Annotated in this window: 11 protein-coding genes and 1 tRNA gene; 3 read left to right on the top strand and 9 right to left on the bottom strand. The window is 53.4% G+C overall.

Translation table 11 applies throughout. The features are described from left to right. Nucleotides 1–2 precede the first annotated feature (2 nt). Nucleotides 3–428: a GlcG/HbpS family heme-binding protein gene (locus ACSIPU_RS16515; RefSeq protein ID WP_064370345.1), complete on the bottom strand. Its 426-nt coding sequence runs from the start codon at nt 426–428 to the stop codon at nt 3–5. Between the two features lie 543 nt (nt 429–971). Between ACSIPU_RS16515 and ACSIPU_RS16520 the strand changes: the two genes are divergently transcribed. Then, complete coding sequence (locus ACSIPU_RS16520) at nt 972–1,295, top strand: DUF1889 family protein (protein ID WP_071530277.1); 324 nt, start codon at nt 972–974, stop codon at nt 1,293–1,295. 96 nt (nt 1,296–1,391) lie between these two features. On the opposite strand, the gene ACSIPU_RS16525 is transcribed toward ACSIPU_RS16520, so the two are convergent. Beyond that, nucleotides 1,392–1,467, bottom strand: a tRNA-Ile gene (locus ACSIPU_RS16525). Between the two features lie 124 nt (nt 1,468–1,591). On the opposite strand from ACSIPU_RS16525, the gene mug reads away from it, so the two are divergent. Beyond that, nucleotides 1,592–2,098 (top strand): G/U mismatch-specific DNA glycosylase, encoded by a 507-nt coding sequence (gene mug / locus ACSIPU_RS16530; protein WP_004105914.1) that lies wholly within the window; start codon nt 1,592–1,594, stop codon nt 2,096–2,098. On the opposite strand, the gene ACSIPU_RS16535 is transcribed toward mug, so the two are convergent. From ACSIPU_RS16535 to rpsU, 5 genes are all read right to left on the bottom strand, one after another. Continuing rightward, a complete protein-coding gene (locus ACSIPU_RS16535; RefSeq protein WP_032745322.1) occupies nt 2,095–3,222 on the bottom strand; it encodes an Acg family FMN-binding oxidoreductase in 1,128 nt (375 codons plus the stop codon). The genes mug and ACSIPU_RS16535 overlap by 4 nt on opposite strands. Then, nucleotides 3,219–3,863, bottom strand: coding sequence for a TetR/AcrR family transcriptional regulator (locus ACSIPU_RS16540; RefSeq protein WP_064356504.1), 645 nt, complete (start codon nt 3,861–3,863; stop codon nt 3,219–3,221). The genes ACSIPU_RS16535 and ACSIPU_RS16540 overlap by 4 nt, the downstream gene beginning before the upstream one ends. 241 nt (nt 3,864–4,104) lie before the next feature. Beyond that, nucleotides 4,105–5,949 carry an RNA polymerase sigma factor RpoD gene (gene rpoD / locus ACSIPU_RS16545; RefSeq protein ID WP_004105908.1) on the bottom strand — a complete coding sequence of 615 codons (1,845 nt, stop codon included), beginning with the start codon at nt 5,947–5,949 and terminating at the stop codon, nt 4,105–4,107. Nucleotides 5,950–6,098: 149 nt separating this feature from the next. Then, nucleotides 6,099–7,841 carry a DNA primase gene (gene dnaG, locus ACSIPU_RS16550; protein WP_016808010.1) on the bottom strand — a complete coding sequence of 581 codons (1,743 nt, stop codon included), beginning with the start codon at nt 7,839–7,841 and terminating at the stop codon, nt 6,099–6,101. Between the two features lie 233 nt (nt 7,842–8,074). After that, on the bottom strand, nt 8,075–8,290 hold the full coding sequence (gene rpsU / locus ACSIPU_RS16555; protein WP_001144069.1) for a 30S ribosomal protein S21: 216 nt from the start codon (nt 8,288–8,290) through the stop codon (nt 8,075–8,077). Between the two features lie 237 nt (nt 8,291–8,527). On the opposite strand from rpsU, the gene tsaD reads away from it, so the two are divergent. Continuing rightward, entirely contained in the window at nt 8,528–9,541 is a 1,014-nt protein-coding gene (gene tsaD / locus ACSIPU_RS16560) for a tRNA (adenosine(37)-N6)-threonylcarbamoyltransferase complex transferase subunit TsaD (protein WP_004105903.1), read from the top strand. A 47-nt stretch (nt 9,542–9,588) separates the two neighbouring features. On the opposite strand, the gene ACSIPU_RS16565 is transcribed toward tsaD, so the two are convergent. Beyond that, nucleotides 9,589–11,196: a purine-cytosine permease family protein gene (locus tag ACSIPU_RS16565; RefSeq protein ID WP_032729228.1), complete on the bottom strand. Its 1,608-nt coding sequence runs from the start codon at nt 11,194–11,196 to the stop codon at nt 9,589–9,591. A gap of 151 nt (nt 11,197–11,347) precedes the next feature. After that, nucleotides 11,348–11,965, bottom strand: a complete 618-nt coding sequence (ureG, locus tag ACSIPU_RS16570; protein WP_064356505.1) for an urease accessory protein UreG — start codon at nt 11,963–11,965, stop codon at nt 11,348–11,350.

The following is an 11,965-nucleotide window of genomic DNA, read 5'->3' on the forward strand; positions in this document are numbered from 1 at the left end:
TATTATTTAGAGAAACCCTTCAGAGCCGTTTCGGCTAATAACATGTCCTGTTCGACGGTACCGCCGCTCACGCCAACGGCGCCGATGACTTCCTCGTTAAAAATAACTGGCAGGCCGCCGCCAAAAGGAATGATTCGCTGCTGGTTGGTGAGTTGTAATCCATATAGCGGTGCGCCCGGTTGGACTAACGCTGTAATTTGATGAGTGCCTTTTTGCAGGCCGCATGCCGTATAGGCTTTATTGAGCGCAATATCGCAGCTGGTTATAAATGCCTCATCCATACGCTGCATCAGGAGCATATTTCCGCCGCGGTCAACAACGGCAAAGACCACCGGCACGTTCATTTCAAAGGCTTTCGCCTCAACGGCAGTAGCCATTTCTTTTGCAGCCGCCAGCGTGATAGTGGCGATGTGTTTGATCTTATCCATAATCTCTCCTGTTAATATCCAGGGCTGGAACGCGATAATTATCGCAGGCACATATTTCAACTGCTGTTTGCGGGCTTATTCTCTCGCCGCAGGTTATTAAGTCAATAGCGAGAAAAATACTATCTAATTGAGTTTTTTATTACCGCAGGCTGTTTTTTGATAACGATCGTTTAGCTGTATCACAGTTTGTTATTAATCTTCTTTTGCATGTTTCATCATGGAACTTCTTTTTTTTAATCTGTGCCAGACTGGAACGAAATTAATTTGCTTAACTTACGGCTTTACATCTCTTTTTGCTGATTAACGGCGAGAAGAAGGCGAGTTTATCGATAAGCCGTCGCGCAGGGTGAAGTTTTTCTGCCTTTTTACTCAGCGGGCATCGCACCGTGATGCGAGCGCGCGGCGTGGAGGGGAGCAAAACGCCGCATTAGTCGAGCAGAAAAGCGCCACGCAAGCGTTTAGCTGGGGCCTGAATCAAAGAAAGGCAACGATCTCTTTGATATCCCGACGGAGTTGGGTCCATATTATAAACATGTTCATTACGTGGTTAATTTTAAGGATAAGAGCATGCCAACAGCAATCGATAAAGCCCTGGATTTTATTGGTGGTATGAACACATCGTTACCGGTGCCGAATACTATGGATGAAAGTACCGCTAAGGGGATCCTGAAGTATTTGCATGAACTAGGCGTACCGGCCAGCGCTGCGCAGGTCACGGCCCGTGGTGAGAAGGAGGGGTGGAGTGCCGGGTTCACGCAAAAAGTAGCCGGATGGGCGGACAAAATTGCCTCTGGCAACCGCATTATTATCAAAAACCCAGAATACTTTACTGCTTATATGCGCGAACAGCTGCAGGCGCTGGCGTAAGCCGCCTGTCGCCATATTCACCATAAGACGTGGCGCTATACAGGAGCCGCAAAACGCAAAAAGGGCTGACGATTTCTCGCCAGCCCTTGCTGTATCTGGTGGCCCCTGCTGGACTTGAACCAGCGACCAAGCGATTATGAGTCGCCTGCTCTAACCACTGAGCTAAGGGGCCGTGGCGAAGGATTATAAAGTAACTGTTGCCCGCAATCCAGCCTAAAACGCACGCCTGCTGTTTTTATAAACAACGCATTTTCAATCCTTTATAATTACCTTTTAGGTATTGAGCTGGGGAAAACATGATCAACGATATTCTGGCGCCGGACCTGCGGGTGGTCTTTTGCGGTATCAATCCGGGGAAGTCTTCCGCCCATACCGGTTTTCATTTCGCCCATCCGGGAAATCGCTTCTGGAAGGTGATTCATCAGGCCGGGTTTACCGACCGTCTTCTGAAACCCGAAGAGGAGCTGCAGCTGCTGGATACCCGCTGCGGGATTACCATGCTAGTCGAGCGCCCGACGGTACAGGCCAGCGAGGTCGCGCTGCTGGAGCTCCGCGATGGCGGAAGAGAGCTGGTGAGGAAAATGGAAGAGTATCAGCCGCGCGCGCTGGCGATCCTCGGTAAACAGGCTTTCGAGAAAGCGTTTCAGGTACGCGGCGTAAAATGGGGCAAACAGCAGGTGACCATAGGCGCGACGGAAGTATGGGTGTTGCCAAATCCCAGCGGGCTCAACCGGGCGACGCTGGATAAGCTGGTGGAGGCCTACCGGGAGCTTGACGAGGCGCTGGCAACGCGAGGGCTTTAATTCGCCCCGGGCGGTTCCAGGCGGGTAAATTCGCCGATAGGACGGCGAATTCTATTATTTTCGCCATAGTCGTCAACGTAGCCTGCGCGAAGGATCATTTGCGGCGGCTGGCTTAAGCCTAAGGTTTCCGCCAGCTGTTTACGGAACGCTTTATCCTCCAGCATCTGGCTCACCGGCTGAACAGAGATGCCGTAGCGGACGGCATCCAGCCAGAAGGCCTGCAGATTCATGCCGCTGCGCAACATCAGCGGAAAGGTTTCTTCTCCGCCGATGATAAAAAATCCGGCGCTTTGCGCTACGCTGCTGGCCGTTTTACTGATGCTTTCCGCGGCGAAGGATTCTCCCTGGGCTTTTTGCCGATCGAAAAATGAGTAATAGAGCAGTTTTTTTATCCCGGTGATGCCTAACTGTTCTGCGGGCAGGCCGTCTTTCAACCGGCGGGCCTCTTCGTTGGAAAAGCGCAGCCAGTGAGCGAACTCCGCTCTTTTGGCCGCATCGAGCGCCTGAGCCTTTGCTGCCTGGATGGCAAAACTCTCAAGCTTATTAAACCCGGCGCTGCCGCGTGGATAATAATTTAAATACGGCTGGTGCTGTTTGAGCAGGGCAGCGAGATCGCGGGGCGCAAGGGCAATATCCTGAAACGGACGTTTGTCGGTGTGCCGGCGCTCAATTAACTTCAGCACGGCGGGCTGTTTGAGAGAAGAGGCGCGGTGGAGGGGGCTTAACGTCATGCGGGCAACATCACCATTGCGCGCCATCGCCGGTAAAATGTCTATTTCCGCCCGCATGCCAAATGCGGCGGCTGCCTGGCGGAAGTTCTCCAGGAACGCGCCCAGAGAAATACTGGCTTCTCGCCCCGCCGGGTCGATATGCGGGAGGGCTTTACTGCGGTCGAACGCCAGGGTGAATCGCCGTGCGTCCGGGTTATAGCGAATCTGCCAGGGCTGAGTATTATGCGCATTTGGCGCCAGCGAGGCGTAATACACTATATGGCGCTGTTCGGTTGGCAGCGCAAATGGTAGTGAAAGATCTTTGGTCAGGCGCAGGGGCTTCGCTTTATGATAGGCACAGGCGCAAACCACTATCATACCTATTAGTAAGGACAGAAATATTTTCTTTATCATCGACTCGCGCCTTTTTCTATCATTAATAATAAAGCGTCAAAAGCGAAGTTAAGAAAGGATTTTCGGTCCTTCTCAAGATGCCGCAAAATATAGGCTTCTTTACTTGCTGATTTCTCTATCAGCCCGGTCAGGCAGAGCCAGAACAGCATCATGACGTCTGCCATTGGAGCATTTAACTGAAGCTCTTTGTTTGCTGCCGCGCGGGAAATTTCTCCGGCGATAATATGATTAATCTCCTCGCCGAGCATATAGATATTAGTCAGTACTTTATTATTTTTCATCTCTTTTTCTGAGCAACCTATTTTCCCGGTAATGCCGGGGAAATAGACGATGCCGGAGTCGTGGATAGCAACCAACGACTGGCAAAGCTCATGATAAAACTCGCGGAAGGGGGCCTGCCGGCTGACTATTTTAACCACCTCCTGGTGAAAGCGCTCCATTCCATCGAGAATAAGGTGATCGACAATATCCTGTTTACTGTCAAAGTAGGTATAAAGCGTGGTTTTACTGAATCCGGCTTCGTGCGCAATCTCATCCATGGTCGTTCCTTCTATACCATGGTTAAGAAATAACGTATTAGCGGTGGCCAGAATAACCGTTCTATTAAAATCAGCCAGCTGAATCTTTCGTTTGCTATTCATTGAATATCCCTATTATTTAGATTCGCGTTGTCCATTAAGTGCGATTTATGAACTAATAGTACAAATATAAAACTATGAGTCCAGTTGTTTGGCTTTATGGTATTAAATAATAAGAATATGACCCGGATATATATTGATAATTTCTGGATGCAGGTATTAATATTTATTAAAGGAATGATTTGCGATTAGCCATAAAAAAAGCCAGTCAGTTGACTGGCTTTTTTGCGCTAAGCGGCGATGATTAATCGTCGAGGAAGCTACGCAGCACTTCAGAACGGCTCGGATGGCGCAATTTACGCAGCGCCTTCGCTTCGATCTGACGGATACGTTCGCGGGTTACGTCGAACTGTTTACCCACTTCTTCCAGCGTGTGATCGGTATTCATGTCAATACCAAAGCGCATACGCAGGACTTTTGCTTCACGGGCGGTCAGGCCAGCCAGAACGTCATGGGTGGCGGCGCGCAGGCTCTCAGTGGTGGCAGAGTCCAGCGGCAGCTCGAGGGTGTTATCCTCGATGAAATCTCCCAGATGCGAATCTTCATCGTCGCCAATCGGCGTTTCCATGGAGATCGGCTCTTTGGCGATTTTCAGCACCTTACGGATTTTATCTTCCGGCATCAGCATACGCTCGGCCAGCTCTTCCGGTGTCGGTTCGCGGCCCATCTCCTGCAGCATCTGGCGGGAAATACGGTTGAGCTTGTTGATAGTCTCAATCATATGCACCGGAATACGGATGGTGCGCGCCTGGTCTGCGATAGAGCGGGTGATCGCCTGACGGATCCACCAGGTTGCGTAGGTGGAGAACTTGTAGCCGCGACGGTATTCAAACTTATCTACCGCTTTCATCAGACCGATGTTACCTTCCTGGATCAGATCGAGGAACTGCAGACCGCGGTTGGTGTATTTCTTGGCGATCGAGATAACCAGACGCAGGTTCGCTTCAACCATCTCTTTCTTCGCGCGGCGCGCTTTCGCTTCACCGATGGACATGCGACGGTTGATATCTTTTACCTGCTCAATGGTCAGGCCGGTCTCTTGTTCAATCTGCTGCAGTTTCATCAGGCCGCGCTGAACGTCTTCTTTCACGTCAAGCAGCTTTTCTGACCACGGCTTATTCATCGCGATGGCCGCATTGAACCAGGTTTCGCTGGTTTCGTTGCCGGTAAACAGAGTGATGAAGTTTTTCTTCGGCATTTTGCACTGCTCAACGCACAGCTTCATGATGATACGTTCTTGAGTACGAACGCGATCCATCATGATGCGCATGCTGTTAACCAGGTAATCGAACTGCTTCGGCACCAGGCGGAACTGTTTGAACACTTCAGACAGCTTGAGAATCTCTTCCTGCGCTGCGGCGTGGCTACGACCTTTCGCTTTGATGGTATCGCGGGTCAGTTCGTACTGCGTGCGCAGCTCGGCGAATTTCTCGCGCGCCAGCTCAGGATCGATGCTGTTGTCATCATCGCTGCTGTCGTCGTCTTCTTCTTCATCTTCGTCTTCGTCGTCATCCATCTCTTCCTGAGAGAGTTCAGAACCGACGTGCGTCGCCGTTGGCGCCATGTCTTCTTCGGCGTTCGGGTCAACAAAACCGGTGATCAGATCGGACAGACGCGCCTCTTCCGCCTCAACGCGATCGTACTGCTCCAGCAGATAGGTGATGGCTTCCGGGTATTCAGCAACCGAGCACTGCACCTGGTTAATACCGTCTTCGATACGTTTAGCGATGTCGATTTCGCCTTCGCGCGTCAGCAGTTCGACGGTACCCATTTCACGCATGTACATGCGCACCGGGTCGGTAGTGCGTCCGATTTCAGACTCAACGCTGGAGAGAACCTGCGCCGCAGCTTCTTCCGCATCTTCGTCAGTATTGTTGTTAGTTTCAGCAAGCAAAAGATCATCGGCATCCGGTGCTTCTTCCATCACCTGAATGCCCATGTCGTTGATCATTTGGATGATGTCTTCGATCTGATCGGAGTCGACGATATCTTCCGGCAGATGGTCATTGACCTCGGCATAGGTCAGATAGCCTTGCTCCTTACCACGTTGGACAAGAAGCTTCAGCTGTGACTGCGGGTTTTGCTCCATAAGACGGTATCCACACTTAATTCGTTTGATTGGTGTAAGCAGATGAACTGCCAACATTTAAAGCGAGGGCGTACTTATATTTTTGCCGCTGCGCCTCGCGCGGCTGTCGGGGTCTTCCCGAACGATATTCGGCACTTAAGCCGTTAAATTCATTTTTTTTCCAGGGCTTGTCTGATTTCCCAGAACTCCCGGCGTTCTTCACTGCTTAAACCGTGAGTGCGGTCGCGAGCTATCAACTCTTCTTGCCGCTGTTCAAGCATTGCATCAAAAATTCGGTTTAGCGTGTCGGTGAACATTTTTTCAACATTCTCATCCCTTATATCGTTCCAGGCTGAGAGTTTTTCAAGTGTTGAGTATTCACTAGTCCCGCGATAGTTCTCTAATAGCTGCCCCGTGGTCAGGCCCGGCTGCGCAACACAGAGGTTCACCAGCTCGGAGAAGAGGCTGAGTCCCGGTAATTTGCTCTGCGCCAGCCCCTGCAAAGGGGGCACCAGCGGCGCCAGATTGGGATTCTGCACCAGCAGTCCTATAAGTATACGCATAGGCGTCTGTTTTATCTGCTGAGCCGGGCGTACGACGCCACTTTCTGCCTGTTTCGGCATTAAACGATCAAGCTGGGTATCATCAAAAATGCCCAGCTTCAGGCCCAGCATCTGGCGCAGCTGAATACGATGCGCATCGCCAGGCACCTGGCTAATGAGCGGTAGCGCTAGTGCGGCCAGCTGCGTACTGCCATCCGGCGAACTCAGATCGACCTGCGGTAAGAGACTGTTAAATAAAAACATGGAGAGCGGCTGAGCCTGCTCCATCCGTGCTTCAAAAGCCTCTTTACCCTCTTTACGTACCAGCGTATCCGGATCTTCACCATCGGGCAGGAACATAAAGCGTAGCTGACGACCATCGGTCATGTACGGCATTGCCGTTTCCAGCGCACGCCATGCGGCATCTCGACCGGCGCGGTCGCCGTCGTAACAGCAAATTACGTTGTTCGTCGCACGGAATAATATATGCATGTGGTCGGCCGTGGTCGATGTACCCAGCGATGCAACGGCATAGTTAATACCGTACTGCGCCAGAGCGACGACATCCATATACCCTTCGACAACCAGCAACCGCGGTGGTTCTGCCTGGTGCTGCTGCGCTTCATAAAGGCCGTAAAGCTGGCGGCCCTTATGGAAAATATCGGTCTCCGGGGAGTTGAGGTATTTCGGCGTATCGTTACCCAGTACGCGACCACCAAATCCAATCACCCGGCCTCGTTTGTCGCGAATCGGAAACATCACGCGATTGCGGAAACGGTCGTAAGTTCTTCCCTGGTCATTGTTGACCAGCATTCCGGCATCGAGCAGCAGTTTCCTGTTGTCGACATTACCGCCGAAACGTTTTAATGCGTTATCCCAGCCTGGCGGCGCAAAACCAATAGCAAACTGCTGGACAACTTCGGCACTCAGGCCGCGTTGCTCCAGGTACTGGCGCGCAGGTTCGGCATTAGGTTGGTTGAAGGATTGCTGATAAAAGTCATTTAACCCTTCCATTAGCTGATAGAGATTTTGCCGCTGATGGCGCTCTATCTGACTCAGGCCCGTTCCGGCTTCATACGGCACTTCAAGATTATGCATAGCAGCCAGCTCTTCGACGGTTTCCACGAACTCGAGCTTGTCGTAGTTCATCAGGAAGTCGATAGCGTTGCCGTGCGCACCGCAGCCAAAGCAGTGGTAAAACTGTTTTTCACCGTTGACGGTGAAAGAGGGGGTTTTTTCGTTATGGAACGGACAACACGCGTGATAATTCTTGCCCTGCTTTTTCAGCTTCACCCGCGCGTCGATCAGATCGACGATATCGGTGCGCGCCAGCAGGTCATTGATAAATACTCGTGGAATTCGTCCAGCCATATGCCCCGTTTTATACACTTCCCCTTCAAACTGCCTCTGCGTTGGCTTCGCTCGTTCACCCCTGTCGCTTACTTCAGTAAGCTCCGGGGACTTACTCCCTTGCCGCCTTGATGCATCTTGAATGATTGGGTGTATATGCTAATGCATAAACGAAAATAAGCCGCGCATTCCTTTCGGAAGCACGGCCTTACAACTACAACTCGGTCTGAATTGAGAGCCTGGCTCCCAACAGATTAGTACAGACGAGTGCGGCGTGCGTTTTCGCGAGCCAGTTTCTTCGCGTGACGTTTCACTGCGGAAGCTTTAGCGCGTTTACGTTCGGTAGTCGGTTTTTCATAGAACTCACGACGACGAACTTCCGCCAGAACACCTGCTTTTTCGCATGAACGTTTGAAGCGACGCAGCGCTACGTCGAACGGCTCGTTTTCACGTACTTTAATTACCGGCATGTAACTCTCACCTTTGATAAATTCGGTTTGCCGCTGGCATCAACGCCAGCTTATTTCAAAATGGTGCGGAATTTTACTGCAATTGCTGCTGCTTTGTAAAGCACCGACGCGATTTTTGAAAGGGACTTTTATAAGGACAGGGAGTATACACGAAGTGAGCGCCAGGGGTGAGGAAAGTTTTACATCAACCCGCATTGGTCCTACACTGCGCGGTATTGAAACGAGGTAAAACTAGCCATGCGTGTACTGGGAATTGAAACATCCTGCGATGAAACCGGCATCGCCATTTATGACGACGAAAAAGGTCTGTTAGCCAACCAGCTGTATAGTCAGGTGAAATTGCATGCTGACTACGGCGGCGTGGTGCCTGAACTGGCCTCGCGCGACCACGTGCGTAAAACCGTCCCTCTGATTCAGGCGGCGCTAAAAGAGGCCGGGATGACGGCAAAAGATATTGATGCCGTTGCGTATACGGCGGGCCCAGGCCTGGTTGGCGCGCTGCTGGTCGGCGCGACGGTAGGCCGCTCGCTGGCCTTCGCCTGGAACGTGCCGGCGATCCCGGTGCACCATATGGAAGGGCATCTGTTGGCGCCGATGCTGGAAGATAATCCGCCGCAGTATCCGTTTGTCGCGCTACTGGTTTCCGGCGGCCATACCCAGCTGATTAGCGTCACCGGTATTGGCCAGTATGAGCTGTTAGGCGAGTCGATTGACGACGCGGCAGGGGAAGCCTTCGATAAGACGGCTAAACTGCTCGGCCTGGATTACCCTGGCGGCCCGATGCTGTCGAAGATGGCCTCCCAGGGCACCGAAGGGCGTTTTGTCTTTCCGCGCCCGATGACCGACCGTCCCGGGCTGGATTTTAGCTTCTCAGGCCTGAAAACCTTTGCTGCCAACACCATCCGTAGCAACGGCGATGACGACCAGACGCGCGCCGATATCGCCCGCGCTTTCGAAGACGCGGTCGTGGATACGCTGATGATCAAGTGCCGCCGGGCGCTGGAGCAAACCGGTTTTAAACGGCTGGTGATGGCTGGCGGCGTCAGCGCTAACCGTACGCTGCGCGCGAAGCTGGCGGAAATGATGAAAAAGCGCGGCGGGGAAGTCTTCTATGCCCGTCCTGAATTCTGTACCGATAACGGTGCGATGATTGCCTATGCGGGTATGGTTCGTCTGCGTTCCGGGGCAAAAGCGGAGCTGGGCGTCACCGTTCGTCCGCGCTGGCCGCTGGCTGAACTTCCGGCGGCATAATTTCTGCTGTTTTACAGGCCGACGTCCTGTCGGCCTGCCTTCTCGACTTATTCCATACTCTTACACAGCGAGCAAATCGCCCCCTGATGTTTATGCGAATGCATCACGTCAGGACGTTCGTACTCTTCCCGGCAGCTCAGGCAGCGGTAAACGGTGATCGACGCATTACCCTGCGCATCGTAGCGCGGCTCGGCGATACCGTCATCGCGCTGTTTAATGTAATAGCGCCCGCGGGTGGCGATTCCCATGACCGGCGTCATCACGAACGCTACCGCCAGCGCGATCAGCGGCGAGAACGGTGCCAGGGTGTCGCCTAACAGGCCGAAGAAGGCGCTAATCGAAAGGCCTGCCGCGAGGGCAAAAGAGACTACGCCTACCGGGTTGACGTTGTAGATCATCCCGCGGCGATACTCCGGCTGCGCCGGCGCCAGCTTCATCACCCCTTTATTGACGGTGATATCGGTGGCGACCACCACCACCCAGGCGATGGCAAAGTTAGAGTAGAAGCCGAGGATCCACGCCAGAGCGCTAAACATGTCGCCCTCCATCAGGGCGAGAGCAATCGTCAGGTTGACGATGACGAAAATAATTCTCCCCGGATAACGTTTGGTGGTGCGCGTCCAGGCGCTGGTCCACGCCAGCGAGCCGGAATAGGCGTTAGTGACGTTTATTTTTATCTGCGAGATAACCACCAGCACCACCGCGAGGGTGAGCGCCAGCCAGCCGGGGACCAGGTTATCGAAGACGCTGACGAACTGCTGTACCGGTTCGGTGTTGTGCACCGCCGGGAAGCGGGTCAGCAGATAGAACCCGAGAAAAGCGCCGATAATCTGTTTAATCGCACCTAACACGACCCAGCCCGGACCGGCGGAGAACACCGCCAGCCACCAGCTTTTGCTGTTTTCTGCGGTCTTCGGCGGCATAAAGCGCAGGTAGTCGATCTGCTCGCCAATCTGCATGATCAGCGACAGGCATACCCCCGCGCCGAGCATAATGGCGGTTAAATCTACCGTTGCGGCGTGGTTTTTACCGGCGAAGTTCATAAAACCATCCACCAGATCCGGGTCTTTGGCGATAAGCCAGGCCACCGGAACCACCATCAGGACCAGCCACAGCGGCGTCGTCCAGACCTGAAGGCGAGTCAGCGCCTTCATGCCGTAGACCACCAGCGGCAATACCATCAGGGTGGCGATGAGGTAGCCCATCCACAGCGGGATCCCTAAGCCCACCAGCAGCCCCTGCGCCATAATCGAGCCTTCGAGGGCGAAAAAGATAAAGGTAAATCCGGCAAAGATAATGCTGGTGATCACCGAGCCAAAGTAGCCGAAACCGGCGCTGCGGGTGATTAAGTCGAGGTCGATGTTATAGCGCGCGGCGGTAATCGCCAGCGGAATACCGGTAAGAAAAATAACCAGTGCCGCTAGCAGGATCGCGTAAATCGCATTGGTGGTGCCCCAGGCCATGCCGATGCTGGCGCCGATAGAAAAGTCGGCCAGGTAGGCGATACCGCCTAATGCCGTCACCGCGACAACCCCTGGTCCCCAGCGGCGAAAGCTCAGCGGGGCATAGCGAAGCGTATAGTCTTCCAGCGTTTCTTTGGAGCCGGAGGCACTGGTTTGCGCAGGTAAATCAGTTTTTATATCCAGTGATGACATAGTCATTCCTTAATGGTTGGGCATGACTGGAATTAGCAAACCTTATGCCACATCGCAGGGCAGGCGCTGTCAGGGCTTCATGAAGGGGATGGCTAAAGAGAGGGCAGGGTATGCACCATCCCGACATCTTTGCGTCGGGATGGTGCAGAGGTTATTTGCCAAGAATGCCTTTGTCTTCGATAAAGGCGATGATATTTTGCAGGCCGTCGCCGCTTTTCAGGTTGGTGAAGCTCCACGGACGTTCGCCGCGCATGCGCAGGGTATCGCGCTCCATCACTTCAAGAGACGCGCCCACGTACGGTGCAAGATCGGTTTTGTTGATCACCAGGAAGTCGGATTTGGTGATCCCCGGCCCGCCTTTGCGCGGGATCTTTTCCCCTTCCGCCACGTCGATGACGTAGATGGTGAGATCCGCCAGCTCCGGGCTGAAGGTCGCGCTCAAGTTATCGCCGCCGCTTTCTACAAAGATCAGATCGAGATTGCCGAATTTCTCGCTTAGCGCTTCCACTGCGGCCAGGTTCATCGATGCGTCTTCGCGAATGGCGGTATGCGGGCAGCCGCCGGTTTCGACGCCGACAATTCGCTCTGGCTCCAGGGCGCCGGCTTCGGTGAGAATGCGCTGATCTTCTTTGGTGTAGATATCGTTGGTCACCACCGCCAGCTGCCAGGTGTCGCGCATGGCTTTGCAGAGGGCTTCCAGCAGCGCGGTTTTTCCGGAGCCGACCGGGCCGCCGACGCCGACGCGCAGCGGTTGCTTAATCATGTTCAT

Source organism: Klebsiella sp. HN106 (assembly GCF_051209435.1).
Lineage (GTDB): Bacteria > Pseudomonadota > Gammaproteobacteria > Enterobacterales > Enterobacteriaceae > Klebsiella > Klebsiella oxytoca.